This window comes from Streptomyces olindensis (genome assembly GCF_040645895.1).
GTDB lineage: Bacteria > Actinomycetota > Actinomycetes > Streptomycetales > Streptomycetaceae > Streptomyces > Streptomyces olindensis.
In genome coordinates this window covers 13,418-39,371 of the sequence record NZ_JBEYZD010000006.1, presented here as the reverse complement: position 1 = coordinate 39,371, position 25,954 = coordinate 13,418, and the positions used below count along the sequence as shown (strand labels likewise).

Below are 25,954 nucleotides of genomic sequence, written 5' to 3'. Positions count from 1 at the left end.
CCACAAAGATCACACAGCCCTGACGCAGAAGGCCTCATGCCCCCGACGCTCGCCTCGCTCGTCCACCACTCCGCGCTGAAACTGACCGTGCGAGCGGGCGAAGACCGCCTCGACGTGCCGGTCCGCTGGGCCCACGTCAGCGAGCTCGCCGACCCCGTGCCCTACATGGAGGGCGGGGAACTGCTGCTGATCACCGCGCTGAAGCTGGACGCCGAGGACCCGGAGGCCATGCGCCGCTACGTGCGGCGGCTGGCCGGGGCCGGAGTGGTCGGGCTCGGCTTCGCCGTCGGCGTCAACTACGAGGAGATCCCCAAGGCGCTCGTCGACGCGGCCGAGGAGGAGGGCCTACCCCTGCTGGAGGTGCCGCGCCGCACGCCCTTCCTGGCCATCAGCAAGGCCGTGTCCGCGGCGATCGCCGCCGACCAGTACAAGGCCGTCACCGCCGGGTTCGCCGCCCAGCGCGAGCTGACCCGGCAGGCCCAGACCGGCGGGCCGGAGGGGCTGCTGGCCGCGCTCGCCGCGCAGGTCGACGGCTGGGCGGCGCTGTACGACGCCTCGGGCGCCGTCGTCGCCACGGCACCGGAGTGGGCGGGGCGGCGGGCCGCGCGGCTCACCGGCGACGTGCAGCGGCTGCGGGAGCGGGCCGCGCCCGCCTCGTCGGTGGTCGGCGGGCCGGAGAACGAGGACCGGGTCGAACTGCACACCATCGGCACCGGCCGGCGTCCCCGGGCGGCCCTCGCCGTCGGCACGGCCGCCGCCCTCGGCACGGCCGAGCGCTACGCCCTCCACTCCGCGATCGCGCTGCTGACGCTGACCACGGAACGCTCCCGGTCCCTCCAGGCGGCCGAGCAGCGGATCGGCTCGGCGGTGCTGCGCATGCTGCTGGCCGGGGAGCCGGACCACGCGCGTGCCGTGGCCGGGGACCTGTACGGCGGGCTGCTGGACGCGCCGTTCCGGATGGTGGTCGCCGAGCGGGTGCCGGTGTCGTCCTCGGCCGCCCTGGCCCGCGCCGAGTCCCAGACGCCCGCCCGGGCCGCGGACCGGCCCTCGGCCGCCGCGCTCGCCGCGGCCGACACGAACGGCGACCGCCTCGCGGCGCTCGCCGACGTCATGGAGTCCGCGGCGGCCCGGTCGGGCGAGGCCGTGCTGGTCGTGCCGGAGGGGGAGCGGCTGGTGGTGCTGGCCGCGGACGGCGGCGCCGCGGCGGCGGCTTGCGCCGAGTACGCGGCCGCCCTGGAGACGGCCCGGACCGGCGTGCGCGAGAAGGCGCCGGGCGGCGAGGACGACGAGCTGGTCGTGGGCCTGTCGGCGCCGGCCGGACCCATCGCCGCGTCCGCCGCGTACAAGCAGGCCGAGCAGGCGCTGTCGGTGGCGCGGCGGCGCGGGCGCGTCCTGGTGGAGCACGAGCAGATGGCGGCCGGATCCGTGCTGCCGCTGCTCGCGGACGACGCCGTCCGGGCGTTCGCCGACGGCATGCTGCGCCCGCTGTACGAGCACGACGCCACGGGCCGCGGCGACCTGGTCGCCTCCCTGCGCGCCTGGCTGTCCCGGCACGGCCAGTGGGACGCGGCGGCGGCCGACCTCGGCGTCCACCGCCACACCCTGCGCTATCGCATGCGCCGGGTCGAGGAGATCCTCGGCCGCTCCCTGGACGACCCGGACGCGCGGATGGAGCTCTGGCTGGCCCTGAAGGCGACCAGCACCGACTAGCCAAACCGTAGTGTCATCGCCCGCCACTGCTACGCCCCGGACAAGCGCCCTTCGGCCACTCCGCCCCTACGGTGGGTCCCGTACGACTGGATCACCCCCAACGCCGAAGGGCCGGAACGAACATGACCTCCACCCACGCCTTCTGGCTCGCCGGCCGCCAGGCCACCGGCGAGGACACCTTCGACGTCACCTCCCCCTGGGACGGGCGGCTCGTCGGCAAGGTGAGCGTGCCGACGGACGCGCAGGTCGAGGAGGCCGTGGCCGCCGCGTACGCCGTGCGCGACGAGTTCGCCGCCACCCCGGCCCACGTGCGGGCCGCCGCCCTCGACCACGTCAGCAAGCGTCTCGCCGAGCGCACCGAGGAGATCGCGCGGCTGATCTCCGCCGAGAACGGCAAGCCGATGAAGTGGGCGCGCGGCGAGGTCGGCCGTGCCGTCTCCGTGTTCCGGTTCGCGGCCGAGGAGGCCCGGCGGTTCAACGGCGGCGAGGCCCAGCGCCTCGACACCGACCCCGGCGGCCAGGGCCGGCTCGCCCTCACGCGCCGCTTCCCGAAGGGCGTCGTGCTCGGCATCGCGCCCTTCAACTTCCCGCTGAACCTCTGCGCCCACAAGGTCGCCCCGGCCATCGCCGCCGGCGCCCCGATCATCCTCAAGCCGGCCCCGGCCACCCCGCTGTCCGGCCTGATCATCGGCGACCTGCTGGCCGAGACCGAGCTGCCCGCGGGCTCCTGGAGCATCCTGCCGGTCGCCAACGACAAGATGCCGGCCCTGGTGCAGGACGAGCGGCTGCCCGTCATCTCCTTCACCGGTTCCGAGAAGGTCGGCTACGCGATCATGGACTCGGTGCCGCGCAAGCACTGCACCCTGGAGCTGGGCGGCAACGGCGCGGCCGTCGTCCTCGCCGACTGGGCGAGCGACGAGGACCTGGACCGGGCGGCGAACCGCATCGCCACCTTCTCCAACTACCAGGGCGGCCAGTCCTGCATCTCCGTCCAGCGGGTCATCGCCGACGCCTCGGTCTACGACCGGCTGCTGCCGCGCATCGTCGCCGCCGTCGAGGCCCAGGTCACCGGCGACCCGAGCGACGACGCCACCGACGTCGGCCCGCTGGTCAGCGAGGACGCCGCCCAGCGCGTCGAGAAGTGGGTGCAGGAGGCCGTGGACGCCGGTGCCCGGCTGCTCACCGGCGGCAAGCGCGACGGCGCCTCCTACGCGCCGACCGTCCTGGCCGAGGTCCCGGCCGACGTGACGATCTCCTGCGAGGAGGTCTTCGGGCCGGTCCTCACCGTGCAGAAGGCGGACGGCGAGGCCGAGGCCTTCGCCGCCGTCAACGACTCCAAGTACGGCCTTCAGGCGGGCGTGTTCACCCACGACCTGCAGACCGCCTTCCGCGCCCACCGGGCCCTGGAGGTCGGCGGTGTCGTCATCGGTGACGTGCCGTCCTACCGTGCCGACCAGATGCCCTACGGCGGCGTGAAGCAGTCCGGCGTGGGCCGCGAGGGCGTGCGGTTCGCCATGGAGGACTACACCTACGAGCGCGTGATGGTCCTGGCCGGAATCACCCTCTAGCTCATGGGAACCATTTTCAGGTAGGCTCCGCGAAGAGGCCCGGCACCGATGCCTTCCGGTGCCGGGCCCCTTCTCTACGCCGGCCTGCTCCGGACCCTCAACCGGAGAAGCCGACGTGCGCGAGCCGCAGCGGGCCGCGCAGCCTGAGGTGCACGTCGTGCACGCCCGCGGCGCCGACGGACGCTTCGAGGCGGACGTAGTCGTACGGGCCCGAGGTGGGCGTCGCGGGCGACAGCACCGCGAGCGCCGGGCCGCCGTCGAGGGACAGCTCGACCGTGCCCTCGCCGGCCACCTCCACCGTCACCCCGGAGATGCCGCGCCCGAAGTCGCAGGCCCGGTAGACCAGTTCGCCGCCGCCGGCCGGGTTCGCCGGTGTCACGGCGTCGCCCGACACCTTCGTCCGGTCGACGATCTCGATGCCGCGCTGCTCGTCGAAGCCGGCGGCGGCCAGGCCGTGCGCGAGGACGGCGCGGGGCAGGGTGGGCTCGCCGTCGAGCGTGACGGCCGTCCGCAGCCGGACGTCCTCGCTGGAGGCCCCGGCCAGCAGCTCGTACGCCCCCGGCTCGACGCGCCACCGGTCCTGGGCGACGTCCCAGAACGCGAAGGCGGACAGCGGGACGTCGAAGCCCAGCTCGGCCGTCTCGCCCGGGGCGAGGGTGACGCGCCGGTGGTCCAGCAACTGGCGGCGCGGACGCGGCACGGACGCCTCGACGGCCCGGGTGTAGAGCTGGGCGACCTCGTCGGCCGTGACCGCACCGGAGTTGGTGACGGTAAAGGAGACCCGCACCGCCCCCTCCTCGACCCGGGCCGTCAGGCCGCCGTACGTGAACGACGCGTACGACAGGCCGTGTCCGAAGGGGAACAGGGGCGTGCCCTCGAAGTACAGGTACGTCTGCCGGCTGCCGATCACGTCGTAGTCGAGGAGGTCCGGGAGGTCGGCGTCGTCGGCGTACCAGGTCTGCGGGAGGCGGCCGGCGGGGGAGACGTCACCGGCCAGGACACGGGCCAGGGCGGTGCCGGCCGCCTGGCCGCCGTGCGCGGTCCACAGCACGGCCGGGAGGTCCTCCGGGTCGACGGCGTACGGGTAGGCGGAGACCAGTGCCAGCACCGTCGCCGGGTTCGCCGCCCGGGCGGCCCGCAGCAGCCGCTCCTGCTGTCCGGGCAGCCGCAGGGTCGCCCGGTCCTCCGTCTCGCGGCCGTTGATGTGCGGGTCGTTGCCCGCGACCACCACGACCACGTCGGCCGCCGCGGCGGCACGCGCCACCGCCTCCTCGCCCCGCTCGGTGACGACCAGCTCGAAGACCTCCGGATCTTCGTCGGCAACCTTCAGGCCGTCGGCGGAGACACAGACGTGGCGACCCGTCCCCCGGTGCTTCAGGAGGTGCCCGTTCCCGTGCGGTTCCAGGCTGAACGTCTCCTGGACGACCCAGCCGCCCGGCTGGTCGGCGGAGGCGCGGACGTACCCGTCGTCGGCGACCGAGAGGTAGCGGCCGTCGGGTGCGCGCAGGGTCAGCACACCCTCGCCCCAGTCGGCCAGCGCCAGCTCGGTGCCGGTCGCGTCGGTGGTGAGCGCGGGCAGGTCGGTGCGGCCCGCGAGCAGCGCCGGGTCGAGCGCGCCCTCGGCGCCGCGCACCTCGTCGGCGGCGTCCGCGGCCACCGGCACGTGCACGAACGCGCCCGCGGCGGTCCTCAGCCGGACCCGGTCGACCCCCTCGGTGAACTCCACCCGCTGCGCGCCGAACCGCTCGTACAGGCCCTCCAGCGGGGTCGAGCGGTGCAGGAGCGTGCCGCTGTACCAGTCGAGCTTGCACTCGTCGGCGAGCAGCCCGACCACCGCGACACGGGTCTCGGGGGCCAGCGGCAGCACCCCGTCGTTCTTCAGCAGCACGATCGCCTGCTCGGCGGCCTCCCGCGCGAGGGCGCGGTGCGCCGGGGTGTCGAACTCGCTGGTCGCCTCGTGCGGGTCGTACTCCGGGTCGAACTCGCCGAGCCGGAAGCGGACCGAGAGCTGGCGGCGCACGGCCGTGTCGACGTCGGCCTCCGTCAGCAGGCCCCGCTCCAGGGCGCCGCGCAGCCGCCCGATCATCTGCGAGGAGTCCGTGCCGTGGTCGGTGAAGCTGTCGACGCCCGCCACGAGCGAGGCCGCGGTGGCCTCCTCGTGGGTGTCGAAGTAGTGCTCGGAGTCGACCAGGTTGCTCGGCGCGCCCGCGTCCGAGCAGACCAGCAGGTCCTGGTCGGTCCAGGTGCGCAGGTGCTCGGCGAGGTACGGGGAGACGTGGTTGGGACGGCCGTTGACCAGGTTGTACGCCGGCATGACCCCGGCCACGGCGCCCGCCTCCACCGCCTCGCGGAAGGCCCGCAGGTCGTACTCGTGCAGCACGCGCGGGCGCACCGAGCTCGACGTCGTGGAGCGGTCCGTCTCGTTGTTGTGGGCGAGCCAGTGCTTCAGCACGGGCGCGGTGCGCCAGTAGGTGGGGTGGTCGCCGCGCAGGCCGTGCGTGTAGGCCGTGGCGATCGCCGAGGTGAGCCTCGGGTCCTCCGAGTAGCCCTCCTCGTTGCGCCCCCACAGCGGGTGGCGCAGCAGGTTGACCGTCGGCGCCCAGACGTTGAGGCCGACGCGGTCGTCCTTGGCGCGCATCGCGCGGATCTCCCTGGACACCGCGTCGCCGACGCGCCGCACCAGCTCCGTGTTCCAGGTGGCGCCGAGGCCCACCGCCTGCGGGAACACCGTCGCCGGGCCCATCCACGCCACGCCGTGCAGGGCCTCCTGGCCGGTGCGGAAGGCGGCGACGCCGAGCCGCTCGACGGCGGGCGCGAACTGGTGCAGGAAGGCGGTCTTCTCCTCCAGCGTGAGCCGCGACAGGAGGTCGTCGATCCGCTCCGCGAAGGGCAGGCGCGGATCGCGGAAGGGGGGACTGGGCGGCGTGGATGCGGTCACGTGGGATCCCTTTGTGCGGGAGCGGGGAGGCTCTTTCGAAGCGCTTCGATGCTCATTCGACGACAGGGCGGGTGTCAAGAGACCGACGCCATCACTTCAAGTGGTGCATGAGGAAAGGTCCCTTCTCAACCCTGGGAGGAAGTTTGCGAACGACCCTTGTGCACCCTGGGGCGTTCACTTAACCTCACAGCAACATCGAAGCGCTTCGACTGTGAAGTCCGCCACCCGGTGGTGCGCACGCCTCGTCACGCGTCGGAGTATCGCTTCGGCTCAGCCAGTTCCACTCGAGACACCGCAGCCGACGGCCCTCCGCCGGGTGTCCTGGTGCGCCATGAAGGGTTGACGCAATGACGCCGAATGCCGCCTCCTCCGGACCGAGCCGGAGATCTTTCCTCGCCTCCACGGCGGTCGCCACCGCAGCGGTGGCGGGCGGGATGCCGCTGCTCTCCGCCTGCGGCGGGTCGGACAGCGGGTCGAAGGACGGGACCACGTCGGGCAAGGACGCGGAGAAGCTGCTCCCGGCGTTCGTCGCCAGCGCGGTCGCCAAGCCGGACCTTCCGTCCAAGAACGGTTCGGCGGCCGGATACACCGGCAAGGTCGACATCGCGGCGCTCGCCACGTCGGTCCCGGACAAGCTCGGTACCGGCGCCCCCTTCAAGATCATGTCGCCGTTCTGGGGTTCCCCGCCGAAGCCCGGGTGCGCGTACTACAAGGCGGTCGACGCCGCGGCGGGCACCAAGGTCACCTGGCAGAACCAGGACGGCAACACCTACGGCGAGAAGCTCGGCGCCGTCCTCGCCTCGAGCTCCATACCCGACATGGTGGTCGTGCCGAGCTGGGAACTGGTCGGCAAGATCTCCAACGCGGTCACCGCGAAGTTCATGGACCTGGGCCCCTACCTGGCCGGCGACAAGGTGAAGAAGTACCCGAACCTGGCCGCCATTCCCTCCGACGCCTGGCGCATGGGCATCTTCGGCGGTGCGCTGCGCGGGATCCCGATGCCGAGCGCCACCGCCAACTGGATCGCGCCGTTGTACCGCAAGGACATCTTCGACAAGAAGGGCTACGCGGTACCCAAGTCGCCCGACGAGTTCATGAGCTGGGCCAAGGAGGCCACCAGCTCCAAGGCCAAGGTGTGGGCCTGCGGTGACATGACCTGGTCCGCGTGGAACATCTTCGGCGTCCGCGGCTCCGGGACGATCGGCTGGGACATCGGGTCCGACGGCAAGCTGACGTACCGCATCGAGCAGCCCGAATACCTCGAGGCCCTGGAATGGGTCCGCAAGCTGTACGACGCGGGCGTGGTCCATCCCGACGACAAGGCACGCTCGGGCGACCCGGGCCAGCGGTTCACCGCCGGGGAGACCCTGTTCTGGAGCACCAACCTCGCCGACTGGTACGGGAAGACCGCCGAACAGGCCCAGTCCAACCCGGACCTGAAGATCGAGGTCATGGACATCTTCGGTGCGGACGGCGGTGACCCGCAGCTGTACGCGGCCCAGCCCGCCGCCATCTGGTCGCTGATCCGCAAGGGCGCCTCCAAGGAGACCGTCGAGAACGCGCTGGCCGCCGCCAACTTCTCGGCCGCTCCCTACGGCACCAAGGAGCGGATGCTCGTGGACTACGGCGTCGAAGGCACCCACTACACGGTCAAGGACGGCGTCCCGGTCAAGAACGACCTGGGCAACTCCGAGGTGCTCAACGCCTGGGTGATGCTGGCCGCTCCCGCCGCCTACTACGCCCACCCCGACTTCCCCGACGTCGCCCGCAAGCAGGTCGAGTGGCAGCAGCGGATGGGCGCCTTCATGAAGAAGACGTCCACGTACGGCATGAACATCGTGGAGCCGTCCCGCTACGCGAACCTCTCCAGTCAGTTCGAGCAGCTGGAGATCGACTACGTACGCGGCAACAAGAAGCTGTCCGACGTGCAGCAGGCCATCTCCACCTGGAAGTCCTCCGGCGGCGACAAGCTGCGCGACTGGTACAAGGAGCTCATCGACAAGAACGGCAGCGGCAACTGATGTCCCTCACGGCCGGGAGCCGGCCCGACGGGACTCGTCCCCCCGCGGCCGTCGAGGAGCCGACGGCCGCGGTCGCCGCGGCCGTGGCGAAGGAGCGTGTGCCGCGCGGGACGGGCAAGGCCGGCAAGGTTCCCCTGCGGGTGCGGTGGCGCCGCGACCGCACGCTCGTCCTGATGACGCTGCCCGTCATCGCACTGCTCCTGCTCTTCAACTACGTCCCGCTCCTCGGCAATGTCGTGGCCTTCCAGGACTACGACCCGTACGTCTCCAGCAACGGCGTCACGGCGATCTTCCACAGCCCCTGGGTCGGGGTGGAGCAGTTCTCGCGGATGGTCGACGACCCGCTGTTCTGGAGCGCCGCGAAGAACACCGTCGTGCTGTTCGTGCTCCAACTGGTGCTGTTCTTCCCGATCCCCATCGCCCTCGCGCTGCTCATCAACAGCGTGATCCGGCCCCGCGTCCGGGCCGTGGCGCAGGCGATCATGTACCTGCCGCACTTCTTCTCGTGGGTCCTCGTCGTCACCGTCTTCCAGCAGATCTTCGGCGGCGCCGGCATCATCGCGCAGACCCTGGAGAAGCACGGGTGGAGCGGCTTCGACCTGATGACCAACGCGAGCCTCTTCAAGTACCTGGTCACCGCGCAGGCCGTGTGGAAGGACGCCGGCTGGGGGATCATCGTCTTCCTCGCGGCGCTGGCCGCCGTCAGCACCGATCTGTACGAGGCCGCCGCCATGGACGGCGCGGGGCGCTGGCGCCGCATGTGGCATGTGACGCTGCCCGCGCTGCGCCCCGTGATCGCGCTGCTGCTGGTGCTGCGCGTGGGTGACGCGCTGAGCGTCGGATTCGAGCAGTTCCTGCTCCAGCGGTACGCGGTGGGTGCGGGGGCCAGCGAGGTCCTCGACACCTACGTGTGGAACATGGGTATCCAGAACGGCGACTTCAGCTACGCGGCCGCGGTCGGCCTCGTCAAGGGAGCCATCGGAGTGTGTCTCGTCCTGGGTGCGAACAAGGTCGCGCACCTGCTCGGCGAGCAGGGGGTGTACAAGAGGTGAGCCTCAACACGCAGCTCATACGCAGCCTGAAGGCTCCCGCCCGCCCGGTGTGGGAGGAGCCGCCCAGCAAGACCGGTCTCACCGCGAAGGGCGTGCTGCTGGTCCTGTGCTGCCTCGCGGTCCTCGGTCCGCTGTGGATCGTGATCGTCACCAGCCTGTCTCCCAAACCCGTGATCGACCGGGTCGGCGGGCTGGTCGTGATCCCCCAGGGCATCACGTTCGTCAACTACACGGAACTGCTCAGCGGCGGCCAGGTCAGCCGGGCGATCATGGTGTCGGTCGGGGTCACGCTCTTCGGCACGCTGTTCTCGATGACGGTGTCGGTGCTGGCGGCCTATGGCCTGTCCCGGCCGGGCAGTCTGGGCCACCGGTTCTTCCTGATGACCATGATGGCCACCATGTTCTTCGGGGCCGGCCTCATCCCGACGTATCTGCTGGTGCAGTCACTGGGCCTCACCGACACCTATCTGTCCCTGGTCCTGCCGAGCGCGGTCAGCGTCTTCAACATCCTCGTACTGCGGGCCTTCTTCATGGGCATCTCGCCCGAACTCACCGAGTCGGCCCGCATCGACGGGGCCAGTGACCTGCGCATCCTCCTGACCATCATCATGCCGCTGTCGCGGGCGGTGCTGGCCGTCATCTCGCTGTTCTACGCGGTGGGGTACTGGAGTGCCTGGTTCAACGCCTCCATCTACCTCACCGACCAGCAGATGATGCCGCTTCAGAACGTGCTCATCCAGTTGGTGCAGAAGAACACCGAGGCGCCGACCGGCCTCCAGCAGGCGGTCCGCACCGGTGAGCTCTCCGCCCTGGGGCTCCAGATGGCCGTCATGGTCCTCGCGCTGATTCCCGTCGCCGTCGCCTCTCCCTTCGTCCAGCGGCACTTCAAGAAGGGCATGCTGACGGGTGCGGTGAAGGGCTGACCGGTTCACGCCGTCGGGTGTCGGTCGTCTTCCGTGCGGCCGCGTCGTGGCTGATCGCGCGGTTCCCCGCGCCCCTTAGGGGCGCTTCCCCCCTCCCTCCGAACCACGAGGTATGTGTCATGCATGCGTCCAGCCCGAGCAGACGTGCCGTTCTCGCCGGGACCGCGGCCGCCGCCGCGCTCACCGCCGTCCCCCTCCTGCCCGGGCGGGCGCACGCCGCCGTCCCCGCCACGGGCGGCGCCTACCGCTGGCGCAACGTCGTCCAGGGCGGCACCGGCTTCATCACCGGCGTCCTCTTCCACCCCACCGTCCGCGGCCTCGCCTACGCCCGCACCGACATCGGCGGCGCCTACCGCTGGGACGACCGCACCGGCCGGTGGATCCCGCTCGTCGACCACATCGGCTGGGACGACTGGAACCTGCTCGGCGTCGAGGCCATGGCCGTCGACCCGGCCCATCCGAACCGGCTCTACCTCGCCCTCGGCACGTACGCCCAGTCCTGGGCCGGCAACGGGGCCGTGCTGCGCTCCGAGGACCGTGGCGCCACCTGGAAGCGCGCCGACCTCACCGTGAAGCTCGGGGCCAACGAGGACGGGCGCGGCTGCGGTGAACGGCTGCTCGTCGACCCGCGCGACGGCGACACCCTGTGGCTCGGCACGCGCCACGACGGGCTGCTCAGGTCGACCGACCGGGGCGCCACCTGGCAGGCGGTGGCCTTCCCGGCCGCACCGAGCGCCAGCGGCCAGGGCGTCACGCTCCTGGTCGCCGCGGGCCGCACCGTCTACGCGGGCTGGGGCGACTCCGACGGCAGCGCCGCGAACCTCTACCGGACGGCCGACGGCACCACCTGGGAGCCCGTCCCCGGGCAGCCCACGGGCGCCGCCGCCAAGGTGCCGGTCCGCGCCGCGTACGACCGGCACACGCGCGAGCTGTACGTGACGTACGCCGACGCCCCCGGTCCGAACGGCCAGTCCGACGGCAGCGTGCACAAGCTGCGCACGACGAGCGGGAAGTGGACCGAGGTCACGCCGGTGAAGCCCGGCGGCACCACGAGCGACGGCGGGAGGGACTCCTTCGGCTACGGCGGGGTCGCCGTCGACGCCCGCCGCCCCGGCACGCTCGTCGTCTCCACCAACAACCGCTGGGCCGAGATCGACACCGTCTTCCGCTCCACCGACGCCGGCCGCACCTGGACCTCCCTGAAGGACACGGCCGTCCTCGACGTCTCCGAGACGCCCTACCTCAAGTGGGGCGGCGACAAGCCCAAGTTCGGCTGGTGGATCCAGGCCCTCGCCCTCGACCCGTACGACTCGAAGCACGTCGTGTACGGCACGGGCGCGACCCTCTACGGCACCCGCGACCTCAAGCACTGGGCGCCGCAGATCCGCGGCCTGGAGGAGGCCTCCATCCGCCAGCTGGTCTCGCCCCCGACCGGCGAGGCACACCTGCTCAGCGGCTCCGGGGACATCGGCGTGATGTACCACGAGCGGCTCACGGCGTCGCCGTCGCGCGGCATGGCGTCCAACCCGGTGTTCGGCACGTCGACCGGCCTGTCGCTGGCCGCGGCCAAGCCGTCGTACGTGGTCCGGGCGGGCTGGGGCGACCACGGCAACGGGGCCTGGTCGAACGACGGGGGCAGGACCTGGGCCCCGTTCGAGACCCAGCCGAGCATGGCCAAGAGCGCGCCGGGGCCGATCGCCACCAACGCCGACGGCAGCGTGCTGCTGTGGTCCTTCGGCACGGGCAACCCCGGCTTCCGCTCGGCCGACAACGGCACCACCTGGTCCGAGGTCCCCTCCTTCCCCCAGGGCGCCGCACCGGTCGCCGACCCGGTCGACCCGCGGCGGTTCTACGCCTTCGACACCACCACCGGCACGCTCTTCGCCAGCACGGACGGCGGAGCGACCTTCACCGCGCGGGCCGGCGGCCTGAACTCGGGCGACACCGAGTTCCAGCTCGTCGCCGCCCCGGGCCGCTCCGGCGACCTCTGGCTGAGCCTGAAGTGGAACGGGCTGTACCGCTCCACCGACGGCGGCGCGGCCTTCACCAAGGTCGCCAGCTGCTGGGCGTCGTACACCCTGGGCTTCGGCAAGGCCGCCGAGGGCGCCTCCTACCCGGCGGTCTACATGGTCGGCGCCACCGAGAGCATCACCGCCGTGTACCGCTCGGACGACGAGGCGAAGACCTGGGTGCGCGTCAACGACGACCGGCACCAGTGGGGCTGGATCGGCGCCGCCATCACTGGCGACCCGCGCGTGTACGGCCGCGTCTACATCGCCACCAACGGACGGGGTGTCCAGTACGGGGAGCCCGCCTGATGGCCGCGGGAGAACGGCCCGGCCTGGCCGACGCGACCCGGGGCCGCCTCCTCTACGGCGGCGACTACAACCCGGAGCAGTGGCCCGAGGAGACCTGGCACGAGGACGTCCGGCTGATGCGGGCCGCCGGCGTCAACTCGGTCACCCTCGGCGTCTTCTCCTGGTCGACGCTGGAACCGGAGCCGGGCGCGCGGGAGTTCGGCTGGCTCGACACGCTGATGGACCTGATGCACGAGAACGGCATCGGGGTCGTCCTCGCCACCCCGACCTCCTCGCCCCCGCCCTGGCTGGGCCGGCTGCACCCCGACACCCTGCCCGTCACCGAGGACGGCCGCACCGAGTGGTGGGGCGGCCGGCAGCACTTCTCCCACTCCAGCGCCACCTACCGGCGCTACGCCGCCGCCATCACCGAGGACCTGGCCGCACGCTACGGCGGCCACCCGGCCCTGACGATGTGGCACATCAACAACGAGTACTGCACCTACGACCACGGCGACGAGGCCGCGGCCGCCTTCCGCCGCTGGCTGCGGGAGAAGTACGGCACCCTCAAGGCCCTCAACGAGGCCTGGGGCACGGCCTTCTGGAGCCAGGGCTACGACACCTGGGACGGCATCCTGCCGCCCCGCCTGCCCCACTACCTGCGCAACCCCACGCAGGTACTGGACTTCCGGCGCTTCACCTCCGACATGCTCCTGGAGTGCTACGTCGCCGAGCGGGACATCGTCCGCCGCCACACCCCGCACATCCCGGTGACCAGCAACTTCATGCCGCTCTGGTCCGGCCAGGACGCCTGGCGCTGGGCCGAGGAGGAGGACGTCGTCTCCGTCGACCTCTACCCCGACCCGCGCGACCCGCTCGGCGCGCAGAACGGCGCCCTGGTGCAGGACATGACCCGCTCCCAGGCACGCGGGCCGTGGATGCTCATGGAGCAGGCGGCCGGGCCGGTCAACTGGCGCGGCGTGAACCACCCCAAGCCCCGCGGCCTGAACCGGCTGTGGTCGCTCCAGGCCGTGGCCCGGGGCGCCGACGCCGTCTGCTACTTCCAGTGGCGGCAGTCCCGGCAGGGCGCGGAGAAGTTCCACTCCGGCATGGTCAGCCACGCCGGCGAGGACGGCCGCACGTACCAGGAGGTCAAGCGGCTCGGCGCCGACCTGGCCCGGATCGCCCCCGAGGTGACCGGCCGGCACATCACCGCCGGCGTCGCCGTCCTGCACGACTGGCACGCCTGGTGGGCCGGCGCCCAGGACGGCCGCCCGTCCACCCGGGTGGAGTACCCGGACGTGCTGCGCGCCTGGCACCGCGCCCTGTGGCAGGCGCACCTCACCACGGACTTCGCCCACCCCGATCACGACCTGACGCCCTACGCGGTGGTCGTCGTGCCGCAGCTGTACGCGCTCACCGACGCGGCGATCGACAACCTCCTCGCCTACGTCCGGCAGGGCGGCACCCTCGTCTGCGGTTTCCTGACCGGCGTCGCCGACGAGGACGACCGGGTCCGGCCCGGCGGCATGGACGCCCGGCTGCGGGAGCTGTTCGGCATCCGCACGCTGCACGAGTGGTGGCCGCTGGAGGAGACGGAGACCGCCGCCTGCGACGGCTTCCGGGGCACCCTGTGGTCCGAGGAGATCGAGCCCGCCGACCCGGACCACACGATCCGCTACAAGGGCGGCGAGCTCGACGGCATGCCCGCCGTGCTGCGCAAGGGCCGCGCCTGGTACGTCTCCACGCTCCCCGAGCCCGGGGCGCTGCGCGACCTGCTGGCCCGGATCGCCGGGGACGCGGGCGTCCGCCCGGTGCTGGACGGCCTCCCCGGGCAGGTCGAGGCCGTACGCCGGGGCGAGGTGCTGTTCGTCCTCAACCACGGCCGCGAGCCGGTGACCGTCGAGGTCCCCGGCACCCACCTCGACCTGCTGACGGACACGCCCGTCACCGACCGGATCACCCTCGGCCGCTACGAGGCGGCGGTGCTCCGGCCATGAGCACCACCGCACCCGTCCACGGCACCTGGGAACCGCGGCCGGCCGCCCGCTGGGAGGACGCCTTCCTCAGCGGCAACGGCCACCACGGCGCCCTTGTGTTCGGCGACCCGAACAGCGAGCGGGTCATCGTCACGCATCACACCCTGGTGCGGCCCAACGGCCGGGACCCCCGGCCCCCGCAGCTCGCCGGTGGCCTCCCCGCCCTCCAGGAACGGCTCCTGGCGGGCGACCGGACGGCCGCCGAGAGCTTCACGGACGGTCGTCCGCTCCAGTGGGTGCAGCCCTTCCACCCCGCCTTCCAGGTCCGGCTGCGCCGGCCGCCGGCCGACTGCCCCGACTACCGCCGGGACGTCGACTTCGCGACGGGCGTGGTCAGCGCGGCCTGCGCCGGCTGGACCGGCCGCCTCTTCGTCTCCCGCGCCGACGACGTGATCGTCCACCACGTCACCGGACCAGGCCTCACCCTCGACATCGACCTGGACCACCGGCTGCCCGGCGCCCCCTTGGGACTGGGCGTCGGACACGGAGCCGTCCTCACCCCCGAGGGCGCCCTGCTCAGCCTGCGCGCCCGCTACCCGGAGAGCGACCGGGCCTGCACCGGCGTCACCCAGGTCATCGTCACCGGCGGCACCACCACCCTCGTGCCTCCCGGCGTGCGCGTCGAGGGCGCCCGGTCCGTGCTGCTCCTGACCCGGGTGCGCCGGCACACCGGCGAACTCGACGTGGTCGCCGAGGGCCGGGCCCTGCGCGACCTGCCGCCGGAGTACGACGAACTCCTCGACCGCCACACCGCCCTGCACCGCACCGCCTACGAGCGCGTCACCCTCGACCTCGGCGCCGACCCCGCGGAACGGGCCCTGCCGGGCTCCGAGCTGCTGACCCGGCCGCGCGGCGCCGCCCTGCCGGAGCGCCTCTTCGCCGCCGGCCGCTACCACCTGCTCTCCGCGAGCGGCCTCTTCCCGCCCCGCCTGACCGGACTGTGGACGGGCGACTGGAACACGGCCTGGTCGGGCGCCTTCACCAACGACGCCAACCTCAACCTCCAGACCGCCTGTGCCGCTGCCGCCGCCCTCCCCGAGGTCACCGAGGCCCACGCCCGGCTGATCCGGCGCCAGCTCCCCGACTGGCGGGACAACGCCCGCGCGGTCTTCGGCACCCGCGGCGTGGTCGCGCCCGCCCACACCGACGGAGAGTCCGGCCACGCCTACCACTACAGCCGCGAATACCCCCTGCACCTGTGGACCGCCGGCGCCGACTGGCTGCTCAAACCGCTCGTCGACCACGACGAGACCCAGGGCACCCGCGACCCGCACACCGCCGCCGCACTCGCCGAAGTCGCCCTCTTCTACGAGGACTTCCTCACCAGGACGGACGAGCACGGCCACCTCGTCCTGGTCCCGTCGTACTCACCCGAGAACCGCCCGGCCAACGCGAGCTGGGGCACCCTGAACGCGGCCATGGACCTCTCCGCGGCCCGCCACGCCCTGCGCACGGCCGCCGCCTACCACCCCGGCCCCGACGCCGACCGCTGGAACGCCCTCGCCGACCGCCTCCCGCCGCACCGCGTCAACGCCGACGGCGCCCTCGCCGAATGGGCCTGGCCGGGCCTGGAGGACTCCTACGACCACCGCCACCTCAGCCACCTGTACGGCGTCTGGCCGCTCGACGAGATCACCCCCTACGACACCCCCGACCTCGCGGCCGCCGCCCACCGCGCCCTGGAACTGCGCGGCGCCGAGAACGACTCCGCGCACGGCCACCTGCACCACGCCCTCGTCGCGGCCCGGCTCCGGGACGCCGACCGCGTCGCCCACGCCCTCGGCCGGGTCCTGGACGGCGACTTCTTCCACGCCTCCCTGATGAGCGCCCACTACCCCAAGCGCGACGTCTACAACGCCGACGCCGCGCACACCCTGCCCGCCGTGCTGATCGAGATGCTCGTGCAGTCCACGCCCGACCGGCTGTCCTGCTGCCCGCGCTCCCGGCGGCGTACCCCGGCGGCGCGCTGCGCGGGGTGCGCACCCGGTTCGGGGCCGAGCTGGACCTCACCTGGAGCCGGGACGGCGCCGTCACCGCCGTGCTCCGGCCGAGCCGCACCGTCCGCGTCGAACTCAGGACTTCCTCCGGCGCAGAATCCCTCCACCTGGTCGCCGGAGAAGACCACGTCCTCACCCTGAGGGCGTGGTAGTTCCCCCCACCCCCCCACCCATGGAAGGGACACCATGGCATCACGCACGCTGAGCAGGGTCACCAAGGCCCTGCTGGCCCCCGCTCTGGCCCTCGGCGTCACCGTCGGCCTCGCCTCCGCCCCCGCCTCCGCCGCGGTCTGGAACTCCTGCGACCAGTGGGGCCAGACCAACCTGAACGGCTACACGCTCTACAACAACATCTGGGGCTCCGGCGCCGGCAGCCAGTGCATCTGGGCCAACTCCGGCACCAACTGGGGCGTCTGGGCCAACCACCCCAACACCGGCGGCATCAAGTCCTACCCGAACCAGACGAAGGCGATCAACAAGTCGATCACCTCCCTGGGTTCGCTGACCAGCAGCTACAACGTCAGCGTCCCGTCGTCCGGCGCGTACAACACGTCGTACGACATCTGGGACACGGACCATGACTACGAGATCATGCTCTGGGTCAACAAGACCGGAGCCGTCGGCCCGATCGGCAGCTCGCAGGGCAGCGTCACGCTCGGCGGCCACACCTGGAACGTCTTCAAGGGCACCAACGGCGCCAACGAGGTGTTCTCGTTCATCCGCACCTCCAACTCCAACTCCGGCACCGTGAACATCCTGCCGATCCTGAAGTGGATCAAGGACACCAAGAAGTGGATGGGCAACGAGACCATCGGTGACGTGCAGTTCGGCTACGAGATCACCTCGTCGTCCGGCGGTCTGAACTTCACCACCAACAACCTCACGGTCACCAGCAGCTGACCTCCGGGGCCGGGGCCGGCCGTGCCGTCAGGCGCGGTCGACCTCGGCCCGCAGCGCGTTGTACGCGGCGAAGGCCGACTCGACCTCGTCCCGGGTCAGGCCGTACCGGGACAGGTCGTAGGTGTGCCTGCGGGTGCCCTTGGGCCGGGCGACGGCCGCGGGCAGCCGGGCCGCGTCGGCCTCGGTCCAGGGCGCGCCGACGGCCGCGTAGAGCTTCGGGGCGCCGGTCGCGGGGTCGGAGCCGAGCCAGGAGTAGGGGGCGTCCACCAGCTGCTCCGGCGGGACGACGGCCCGGGCCGCGAGACCGCGTGTCATGGCCCGGCTCAGCAGACCCAGCCAGGTGGTGCCGATGCCGTGCAGATCGAGGGGGCGGGTGCTGACCGCCATGCCGTGCTCGATCAGGCTGCAGAAGGACGCCACGACGGTGACCGGGTCGCGGTGGCACCACACGATCGTGGCGTCGGGGAAGACCGTCAGCAGCGCGTCCAGGTTCTCCAGGTGCATGGGTGACTTCAGCATCCAGCGCCGCCGCGGACGGCCGTACTGGAGCACCTGGTAGACCTGCTTGAGGTACCGGTAGTCGCCGACGAAGTCCCGCGCGCAGTGCCAGGCCAGGTACTCGGGGATCCGGGCCTGGGAGAACGGCATCAGGGCGTGCGGCAGCGCGAACGTGCACTCCTCGGGGCCCTCGGCGGCCATCGCGTGGATGTCGCGGAAGCGCGGCGCGAAGAGGTTCGTGCCCTGCACCATCCGGTGTCCGGCCGTGATCGCCTTGCGCCGCTGCCGGGGCGGCAACTCCAGGTCGGGCCGGAGCAGCTCCCACAGCAGCGGGCACCGGTGACCGTCCGAGACGGACAGCACCGAGTGCGTGACCGTGGTCGCCGTGCGCGGCAGCCCCACGACGAACACCGGCTTCTCGATCGGCTCCCGCTCGATCTCCGGATGCTGGGCGATCAACTGCCGCACCCGGGCCCGGTTGGCCAGGTGCCGCCGGACGTGCGCCTGCGCGGACTGCCAGCCGACCGGCGTGAGGTTCTCGGCCTTCGCCCACCAGCCCAGCAGGGCCCGGAAGCCGTCGGTGAACTCCCCGTCGCCCGGCGCCTGTCCGGCCTCCACCGCGATGCGGTCGAAGACCCGGCCGGGGTCGCGGCGGGAGCCGAAGGCGGGCCGCAGCAGCAGATTGGCGGCGGTGAGGGCGAGCGGAGACGTGGACACGCAGGGAACCTATCCCTTCCAACCCGGCCGCGCTGCCGGGAAGTTGGCCGAAGACGCGAAAAGAGGTGGCCGGAAGACCTCCATCGATCCGGCCACCCCCTTCCGGCACGGCTACTCCGCTACAGGCAGCCGCGCCCCGTCCCGCAGGAACAGCGGGATCCGGTCCAGCGGGGCGTCGACCGTCACGGCCTGACCGCCCTCGTACGTCTCACCCGTCCACGCGTCCGTCCAGGTGGCCCCCGCCGGCAGGTACGCCGTACGGGCCGTGGCGCCGGCCGTCAGCACCGGGGCGACCAGCAGGTCCGGGCCGAACAGGTAGGAGTCGTCGACGGACCAGGTCGCCTGGTCGCCGGGGAACTCCAGGAACAGCGGCCGCATCACGGGCAGGCCCTCCTCGTGCGCCTCCCGCATGACGCGCAGGACGTACGGCTTCAGGCGCTCGCGCAGCCGCAGGTACTTCTCCAGGACGGCCCCGGCCTCCTCGCCGTACGACCACACCTCGTTCGGGCCGCCGGTCATCTCCGGGCCCAGCGGCATGCCCGGGTCGCGGAAGCCGTGCAGGCGCATCAGCGGGGACAGCGCGCCGAACTGGAACCAGCGGACCATCACCTCCCGGTAGGCCGGGTCGTCCGGGTCGCCGCCGTGGAAGCCGCCGATGTCGGTGTTCCACCACGGGATGCCCGACAGGGCCGTGTTGAGCCCCGCCGCGATCTGGCGGCGCAGGGTCGGGAAGTCCGTGCCGATGTCCCCGGACCACAGGGCGGCGCCGTAACGCTGGCTGCCCGCCCACGCCGAGCGGTTGAGGGTGACGACCTCCTCCTCGCCGGTGGCGACGAGGCCCTCGTAGAAGGTGCGGGCGTTCTCGGCCGGGTAGATGTTGCCGACCTCCAGGCCCGGGCCCGCCCAGTACCGCAGGTTCTCGGAGAAGCCGGGCTTCAGCTCCGGCTCGCAGGCGTCGAGCCAGAACGCCGTGATGCCGTACGGGTCGAGGTAGTTCTCCTTGATCCTCGACCACACGAACTCCCGGGCCTCCGGGTTGGTGGCGTCGTAGAAGGCCACCTGGACCGTGGAGGCGACCTCCTTGTCGGGCCAGTCGGCGTGCGCCATCGGCCCGTACTGGGTGCCGATGAACCAGCCCCGCTGCTCCAGGACCGGGTGGTTCTCGCTCAGCGGCGACACCGACGGCCAGACGCTCACCACCAGCTTGATGCCGAGCTCCTCCAGCTCACGCACCATCGCCGCCGGGTCCGGCCACTCCTTCGGGTCGAACTTCCAGTCGCCGAGGTGCGTCCAGTGGAAGAAGTCGCAGACGATCGCCGAGATGGGCAGCCCCCGCCGCTTGTACTCCCGGGCCACCGCCATGAGTTCGTCCTGCGTGCGGTAGCGCAGCTTGCACTGCCAGAAGCCCGCCGCCCACTCCGGCAGCATCGGCGTCCGGCCGGTCACCGCGCTGTACCGGCGCTGGGCGCCGGCCGGATCGCCCGCCGTGATCCAGTAGTCGATCTGCCGGGCCGAGTCGGCGACCCACCGGGTGCCGTTGTGCGCCAGCTCCACCCGGCCGATCGCCGGGTTGTTCCACAGCAGGGTGTAGCCGCGGCTGGAGGTCAGCACCGGGATGCCGACCTCGGCGTTGCGCTGGACCAGGTCCAGTACGAGACCCTTCTGGTCGAGCCGCCCGTGCTGGTGCTGGCCGAGGCCGTACAGCTTCTCGTCGTCGTAGGCGGCGAAGCGCTGTTCCAGGCGGTGGTGGCCGTTGCCGACGGCCGTGTAGAGGCGGGAGCCGGGCCACCAGAAGTGGGCGCGGTCCTCGGCGAGCAGTTCGGCGGAGTCCTCGGTCCGCAGGAAGCGGATCAGGCCTTCGGCGTTCACCTCGACGGTGAGCGCGCCGACCGTCAGCCGGCCGCCGCCGTCCTCGATCTTCACCGTGGACGGCGTCGCCGGAGCCTCGTCGAGCAGGGCGCCCGGCAGCCCCTCGAGGACGGGACCGCCGAGCCGGGCCCGCACCCGGACCGCGTCCGGCCCCCACGGCTCGATCCGTACGGTCTCCTGGCGGCCGCTCCACTCCAGCGCGCCGTCCCGCTCGCGGAACGTACCGACCGTGGGGGAGGACTGCGCCAGGCTCACCTGGGGCTGGGTTTCAGCAGGCTGATTCACGTGGCGTGCTCCTGTGCTCCTGGAGGAGTGCAGACATGGGGGTGCCCTGGGAGGAGGGCGGTGGTGCGAGGGAGGTGCGGCGCGGGGGCGCCTACGACCGGCTCGGCGCCGGTCCCGTGCTCGTCCGTACCGTCAGCTCGGGCGCGATCAGCACGACCTCGTCGCGGCCGCGCCCCTCGAGCTTGGCGACCAGGTGCTCCACCGCGTGCCGGCCCATCTCCTGCGCGGGGATGGCGACCGACGTCAGCCGCACCGAGGCCTGCGTCGCGACCTGGTCGGGGCAGATGGCGACCACCGACACGTCCTCGGGCACGGCCCGGCCCTGCTGCCGCAGCAGCGCGAGCAGCGGCTCGACCGCCGACTCGTTCTGCACGATGATCCCCGAGGTCCCGGGGCGTTCGTCGAGGATCCGGGCGAGCGTCACCGCCATCGCGTCGTACCCGCCCTCGCACGGCCGGTGCAGCAGCCGCACGCCCAGCTCCCGGGCGCGGGACCGCAGCCCTTCGAGGGTGCGCTCGGCGAAGCCCGTGTGCCGCTCGTAGACGGCCGGTGCCTCGCCGATGACGGCGATGTCGTGGTGCCCCTGCTTCGCCAGGTGCTCCACGCACAGCGCGCCCGTCGCCCTGAAGTCCAGGTCGACGCAGGTCAGGCCGGTGGTCTCGGCGGGCAGCCCGATCAGCACGGACGGCTGGTCCGTCCCGCGCAGCAGCGGCAGCCGCTCGTCGTCGAGTTCGACGTCCATCAGGATCATCCCGTCGGCGAGCCCGCTGCCCGCGACGCGGCGCACGGCGTCCGGCCCCTCCTCACCGGTGAGCAGCAGCACGTCGTACCCGTGGGTGCGCGCGCAGGTCGCCACCGCGATGGCGATCTCCATCATCACGGGCACGTACATGTCCGTGCGCAGCGGGATCATCAGCGCGATGATGTTCGACTTGCTGCTCGCCAGGGCCCGGGCCCCGGCGTTCGGGTGGTACCCGAGCTCGCGGATGCTCCGCTCGACCCGCTGGCGGGTGGTCGCGGAGATGGACCGCTTGCCGCTGAGGACATAGCTCACCGTGCTCGCCGAGACTCCGGCGTGCTGGGCGACCTCGGCGAGGGTGACCATCCAGCTCTCCAAGCTTTGTGAAGCGCTTCGACAGTGCGCATTGCTGATAACGGCGAGTGAGGGTGGTTCGACAGTAGCTCCAGCGATCGTGGGTGTCCATAGGTTGTCGAAGCGCTTCGATACCGAATTCCAGCGGCGGTGACCGGTTCCCTGGGAGGCACCTCGATGCAACACCGTCGTCAGGCGCCCGACAAGTGCCGCGCGCGCTCCGCCCCCTTCGGCTGAACGGACGCGCGAGGACTGGTGGGAGCGTCCGGTTTCGGGTACCAACGATCCAGTAGCACTGGTCGGTAACGTACAGTCATCAATATTCCTAGATGCGGCGAGGTGACCCTCATGTCCGCTTCCACCCCCTCTTCCCGTCCCGCCGTCACCGAGCGGGAGGCCCGTGAGGTGGCGGAGGCCGCCCGGGAACAGCACTGGCGCAAGCCCAGCTTCGCCAAGGAGCTGTTCCTCGGCCGCTTCCGGCTCGACCTCATCCACCCCCACCCCGTCCCCGACGACGAGGCCGCCCAGCGCGGCGAGGAGTTCCTCGCCAAGCTCCGCGACTTCGTCGAGACGAAGGTCGACCCGGCCCGCATCGAGCGCGACGCCCGGATCCCCGACGAGGTGATCGACGGCCTGAAGGAGCTCGGCGCCTTCGGCATGAAGATCGACACCAAGTACGGCGGTCTCGGTCTCACCCAGGTGTACTACAACAAGGCGCTCTCCCTGGCCGGCTCCGCGAGCCCCGCGATCGGCGTGCTGCTCTCCGCCCACCAGTCCATCGGCGTACCGCAGCCGCTGAAGCTGTTCGGCACCCAGGAGCAGAAGGAACGCTTCCTGCCGCGCTGCGCCCGCACGGACATCAGCGCCTTCCTGCTCACCGAGCCCGACGTCGGCTCCGACCCGGCGCGCCTGGCCACCACGGCCGTCCCCGACGGCGACGACTACGTCCTGGACGGCGTGAAGCTGTGGACCACCAACGGCGTCGTCGCCGACCTGCTGGTCGTCATGGCCCGCGTGCCCAGGAGCGAGGGCCACAAGGGCGGCATCACCGCCTTCGTCGTGGAGACGAACTCGCCGGGCGTCACCGTCGAGAACCGCAACGCCTTCATGGGCCTGCGCGGCATCGAGAACGGCGTCACCCGCTTCCACCAGGTCCGCGTCCCCGCCGCCAACCGCGTCGGCGAGGAGGGCCAGGGCCTGAAGATCGCCCTGACCACGCTCAACACCGGGCGGCTCTCGCTGCCCGCCTCCTGTGTCGCGGCCGGCAAGTGGTGCCTGAAGATCGCCCGCGAGTGGTCGGCGGCCCGCGAGCAGTGGGGCAAGCCCGTCGCGCACCACGAGGCGGTCGGCTCCAAGATCTCCTTCATCGCCGCCACCACCTTCGCCCTGGAGGCCGTGACGGACCTGGCCTCGCAGATGGCCGACGAGGACCGCAACGACATCCGCATCGAGGGCGCCCTCGCCAAGCTGTACGCCTCCGAGATGGCCTGGACGATGGCCGACGAACTCGTCCAGATCCGCGGCGGCCGCGGCTTCGAGACGGCCGAGTCCCTGCGGGCCCGCGGCGAGAAGGGCGTCCCCGCCGAGCAACTGCTGCGCGACCTGCGCATCAACCGCATCTTCGAGGGCTCGACGGAGATCATGCACCTCCTCATCGCCCGCGAGGCCGTCGACGCCCACCTCTCCGTCGCCGGCGACCTCATCGACCCCGAGAAGTCCCTCGGCGACAAGGCCAAGGCCGGCGCGAACGCCGGCGCCTTCTACGCCAAGTGGCTCCCCAAGCTGGTCGCGGGCCCGGGCCAGCTCCCCACCTCCTACGGCGAGTTCAAACGCGAGGTGGACCTCTCGGCGCACCTGCGCTACGTCGAGCGCACCGCCCGCAAGCTCGCCCGCTCCACGTTCTACGCCATGTCCCGCTGGCAGGGCCGCATGGAGTCCAAGCAGGGCTTCCTCGGCCGGATCGTCGACATCGGCGCCGAGCTGTTCGCCATGAGCGCGGCCTGCGTCCGGGCCGAACTCCTGCGCAGCCAGGGCGAGAACGGCCGCGAGGCCTACCAGCTCGCCGACGTCTTCTGCCGCCAGTCCCGCATCCGGGTCGAAGAACTCTTCACCCGCCTGTGGACCAACACCGACGACCTCGACCGCAAGGTCGTCAAGGGCGTCCTGTCCGGCACCTACGAGTGGCTGGAGCGGGGCATCGTCGACCCGTCGGGCGAGGGCCCCTGGATCGCGGACGCGACACCGGGACCATCGCAGAAGGAGAACGTCCACCGGCCGATCCGGTGACCGACCCGGATGGGGGGCGCGGGCTCATGTGGCGCGCGCCCCGTCCGGCAAGAAGCCGGTGAGAATGACCAGGCGGAACAGGATGCACCCATGTCTATGCGCCGCCCGACTGGGTGATTTCCCGACTCTGCGCGATCGGAGAGCGCATCCGCGCCGAGCGGGAAGCTCAGAAACTCAGCCAGGAGGAACTGGGCAAGGCAACCAGGCTCGGCCGCAGCCGCATCGACCAGATCGAGCACGGCGCCTACGACACGGACCTTGACGACCTGCTGCTCATCGAGCACGTCCTTGATGTACCGCTCGCAGACCTGATCGCCGACTGAGCGGCCATTCGTCTGCGGGCGTCGAGGACAGATCCCGGCGCCGACCACGGCAATTTAGTCGATCAGACGAGGCTCGGCTACCGGCCGCCCTGGGGCGTCAGCCGCCGGTTCGGCCGGCAACGCGCCGCGCGCCGGGAGACGCGCTGTCCTCACACACGACGCTTACGGCAACAATGGAGGAATGAGCGACAGTCCAGCCCCCCTCGCCGACCCCCACCTCGTCTACGACCCGGTGGCGGGCGACGGCCCGAAGGACGTGGTGATCCTCGGCTCCACCGGGTCCATCGGCACGCAGGCCATCGACCTCGTGCTGCGCAACCCCGACCGGTTCCGGGTCACCGGTCTGTCCGCCAACGGCGGCCGGGTCGCCCTCCTCGCCGAGCAGGCGTACCGGCTGCGCGTGCGCACGGTCGCCGTGGCCCGAGAGGACGTCGTGCCGGCCCTGCGCGAGGCGCTCACCGCGCGGTACGGCACCGGCGAGCCGCTCCCCGAGATCCTCGCCGGCCCGGACGCGGCCACCCAGCTCGCGGCCTCCGACTGCCACACCGTCCTGAACGGCATCACCGGCTCCATCGGACTCGCCCCGACCCTCGCCGCCCTGGAGGCGGGCCGCACGCTCGCGCTCGCCAACAAGGAGTCGCTCATCGTCGGCGGCCCGCTCGTCAAGGCCCTCGCCAAGCCCGGCCAGATCATCCCGGTCGACTCCGAGCACGCCGCCCTCTTCCAGGCCCTGGCCGCCGGCACCCGCGCCGACGTCCGCAAACTGGTCGTCACCGCCTCCGGCGGCCCCTTCAGAGGCCGTACGAAGGAGGAGCTGGCCCACGTCACCGTCGAGGACGCCCTCGCCCACCCCACCTGGGCCATGGGCCCGGTCATCACGATCAACTCCGCGACCCTCGTCAACAAGGGCCTGGAGGTCATCGAGGCGCACCTCCTCTACGACATTCCCTTCGACCGCATTGAGGTGGTCGTGCATCCCCAGTCGTATGTCCACTCGATGGTTGAGTTCACGGATGGATCGACACTGGCCCAGGCGACCCCGCCCGACATGCGCGGGCCCATCGCCATCGGCCTCGGCTGGCCCGAGCGCGTCCCTGACGCCGCCCCCACCTTCGACTGGAGCAAGGCCTCGACCTGGGAGTTCTTCCCGCTCGACAACGAGGCCTTCCCCTCGGTGAACCTCGCCCGGCACGTCGGCGAGCTCGCGGGCACCGCCCCGGCGGTGTTCAATGCGGCCAACGAGGAGTGCGTGGAGGCGTTCCGCCAGGGCGCACTGCCGTTCAACGGGATCATGGAGACCGTCACCCGGGTCGTCGAGGAGCACGGCACCCCGCGTACGGGAACCTCACTCACCGTGTCGGACGTCCTCGAAGCGGAGACCTGGGCGCGGACCCGGGCCCGGGAACTGGCGGCACAGACGGCGGAGGCCCGTGCATGA

General features: G+C 72.0%; 15 protein-coding genes and 1 pseudogene. 12 read left to right on the top strand and 4 right to left on the bottom strand.

Annotated elements, in window-relative coordinates; genetic code table 11:
• Window positions 1-36 precede the first annotated feature (36 nt).
• Together ABZ948_RS05075 and ABZ948_RS05070 are read left to right on the top strand one after the other, a co-directional pair.
• Window positions 37-1,710, top strand: coding sequence for a PucR family transcriptional regulator (locus ABZ948_RS05075; RefSeq protein ID WP_359757373.1), 1,674 nt, complete (start codon window positions 37-39; stop codon window positions 1,708-1,710).
• Window positions 1,711-1,832: 122 nt separating this feature from the next.
• A complete protein-coding gene (locus ABZ948_RS05070; protein WP_359757371.1) occupies window positions 1,833-3,278 on the top strand; it encodes an aldehyde dehydrogenase family protein in 1,446 nt (481 codons plus the stop codon).
• A 97-nt stretch (window positions 3,279-3,375) separates the two neighbouring features.
• On the opposite strand, the gene ABZ948_RS05065 is transcribed toward ABZ948_RS05070, so the two are convergent.
• Window positions 3,376-6,216 carry a glycoside hydrolase family 3 C-terminal domain-containing protein gene (locus tag ABZ948_RS05065; protein ID WP_359757369.1) on the bottom strand — a complete coding sequence of 947 codons (2,841 nt, stop codon included), beginning with the start codon at window positions 6,214-6,216 and terminating at the stop codon, window positions 3,376-3,378.
• A gap of 347 nt (window positions 6,217-6,563) precedes the next feature.
• Here ABZ948_RS05065 and ABZ948_RS05060 point away from each other — a divergent pair, with 347 nt between their 5' ends.
• The 7 genes and pseudogenes from ABZ948_RS05060 to ABZ948_RS05030 all read left to right on the top strand — a co-directional run bounded on the left by ABZ948_RS05060 (window position 6,564) and on the right by ABZ948_RS05030 (window position 17,445).
• On the top strand, window positions 6,564-8,237 hold the full coding sequence (locus ABZ948_RS05060; protein WP_359757368.1) for an extracellular solute-binding protein: 1,674 nt from the start codon (window positions 6,564-6,566) through the stop codon (window positions 8,235-8,237).
• Entirely contained in the window at window positions 8,237-9,289 is a 1,053-nt protein-coding gene (locus ABZ948_RS05055) for an ABC transporter permease (protein ID WP_359757366.1), read from the top strand. Before ABZ948_RS05060 ends, ABZ948_RS05055 begins: the two co-directional genes overlap by 1 nt.
• Complete coding sequence (locus tag ABZ948_RS05050) at window positions 9,286-10,212, top strand: carbohydrate ABC transporter permease (RefSeq protein ID WP_359757364.1); 927 nt, start codon at window positions 9,286-9,288, stop codon at window positions 10,210-10,212. The genes ABZ948_RS05055 and ABZ948_RS05050 overlap by 4 nt, the downstream gene beginning before the upstream one ends.
• A gap of 119 nt (window positions 10,213-10,331) precedes the next feature.
• Window positions 10,332-12,530, top strand: a complete 2,199-nt coding sequence (locus ABZ948_RS05045) for a 1,4-beta-glucanase (RefSeq protein ID WP_359757362.1) — start codon at window positions 10,332-10,334, stop codon at window positions 12,528-12,530.
• Window positions 12,530-14,509, top strand: a complete 1,980-nt coding sequence (locus ABZ948_RS05040; RefSeq protein ID WP_359757360.1) for a beta-galactosidase — start codon at window positions 12,530-12,532, stop codon at window positions 14,507-14,509. The genes ABZ948_RS05045 and ABZ948_RS05040 overlap by 1 nt, the downstream gene beginning before the upstream one ends.
• Window positions 14,506-16,697 (top strand): annotated as a pseudogene (locus ABZ948_RS05035) (glycosyl hydrolase family 95 catalytic domain-containing protein). Before ABZ948_RS05040 ends, ABZ948_RS05035 begins: the two are co-directional and overlap by 4 nt.
• A gap of 34 nt (window positions 16,698-16,731) precedes the next feature.
• Entirely contained in the window at window positions 16,732-17,445 is a 714-nt protein-coding gene (locus ABZ948_RS05030; protein WP_359757359.1) for a glycoside hydrolase family 12 protein, read from the top strand.
• Between the two features lie 27 nt (window positions 17,446-17,472).
• Here the strand turns inward: ABZ948_RS05030 and ABZ948_RS05025 are convergent, their stop codons facing one another.
• From ABZ948_RS05025 to ABZ948_RS05015, 3 genes are all read right to left on the bottom strand, one after another.
• Window positions 17,473-18,660 carry a sulfotransferase family protein gene (locus ABZ948_RS05025; protein WP_359757357.1) on the bottom strand — a complete coding sequence of 396 codons (1,188 nt, stop codon included), beginning with the start codon at window positions 18,658-18,660 and terminating at the stop codon, window positions 17,473-17,475.
• A 111-nt stretch (window positions 18,661-18,771) separates the two neighbouring features.
• A complete protein-coding gene (locus tag ABZ948_RS05020) occupies window positions 18,772-20,814 on the bottom strand; it encodes a glycoside hydrolase family 31 protein (protein WP_359757356.1) in 2,043 nt (680 codons plus the stop codon).
• A gap of 91 nt (window positions 20,815-20,905) precedes the next feature.
• A complete protein-coding gene (locus ABZ948_RS05015) occupies window positions 20,906-21,919 on the bottom strand; it encodes a LacI family DNA-binding transcriptional regulator (protein ID WP_359757355.1) in 1,014 nt (337 codons plus the stop codon).
• Between the two features lie 336 nt (window positions 21,920-22,255).
• On the opposite strand from ABZ948_RS05015, the gene ABZ948_RS05010 reads away from it, so the two are divergent.
• The 3 genes from ABZ948_RS05010 to dxr all read left to right on the top strand — a co-directional run bounded on the left by ABZ948_RS05010 (window position 22,256) and on the right by dxr (window position 25,954).
• On the top strand, window positions 22,256-24,193 hold the full coding sequence (locus ABZ948_RS05010) for an acyl-CoA dehydrogenase family protein (RefSeq protein WP_359757353.1): 1,938 nt from the start codon (window positions 22,256-22,258) through the stop codon (window positions 24,191-24,193).
• 113 nt (window positions 24,194-24,306) lie between these two features.
• Window positions 24,307-24,516 (top strand): helix-turn-helix domain-containing protein, encoded by a 210-nt coding sequence (locus ABZ948_RS05005; protein ID WP_359757352.1) that lies wholly within the window; start codon window positions 24,307-24,309, stop codon window positions 24,514-24,516.
• A 181-nt stretch (window positions 24,517-24,697) separates the two neighbouring features.
• On the top strand, window positions 24,698-25,954 hold the full coding sequence (gene dxr / locus ABZ948_RS05000) for a 1-deoxy-D-xylulose-5-phosphate reductoisomerase (protein ID WP_359757351.1): 1,257 nt from the start codon (window positions 24,698-24,700) through the stop codon (window positions 25,952-25,954).

Bases quoted from the DNA above. Each gene is read 5' to 3' on its own strand.
- ABZ948_RS05075 (WP_359757373.1), top strand. From the start codon at position 37: ATGCCCCCGACGCTCGCCTCGCTCGTCCACCACTCCGCGCTGAAACTG.
- ABZ948_RS05070 (WP_359757371.1), top strand. From the start codon at position 1,833: ATGACCTCCACCCACGCCTTCTGGCTCGCCGGCCGCCAGGCCACCGGC.
- ABZ948_RS05060 (WP_359757368.1), top strand. From the start codon at position 6,564: ATGACGCCGAATGCCGCCTCCTCCGGACCGAGCCGGAGATCTTTCCTC.
- ABZ948_RS05055 (WP_359757366.1), top strand. From the start codon at position 8,237: ATGTCCCTCACGGCCGGGAGCCGGCCCGACGGGACTCGTCCCCCCGCG.
- ABZ948_RS05045 (WP_359757362.1), top strand. From the start codon at position 10,332: ATGCATGCGTCCAGCCCGAGCAGACGTGCCGTTCTCGCCGGGACCGCG.
- ABZ948_RS05040 (WP_359757360.1), top strand. From the start codon at position 12,530: ATGGCCGCGGGAGAACGGCCCGGCCTGGCCGACGCGACCCGGGGCCGC.
- ABZ948_RS05030 (WP_359757359.1), top strand. From the start codon at position 16,732: ATGGCATCACGCACGCTGAGCAGGGTCACCAAGGCCCTGCTGGCCCCC.
- ABZ948_RS05015 (WP_359757355.1), bottom strand. From the start codon at position 21,919: ATGGTCACCCTCGCCGAGGTCGCCCAGCACGCCGGAGTCTCGGCGAGC.
- ABZ948_RS05010 (WP_359757353.1), top strand. From the start codon at position 22,256: ATGTCCGCTTCCACCCCCTCTTCCCGTCCCGCCGTCACCGAGCGGGAG.
- dxr (WP_359757351.1), top strand. From the start codon at position 24,698: ATGAGCGACAGTCCAGCCCCCCTCGCCGACCCCCACCTCGTCTACGAC.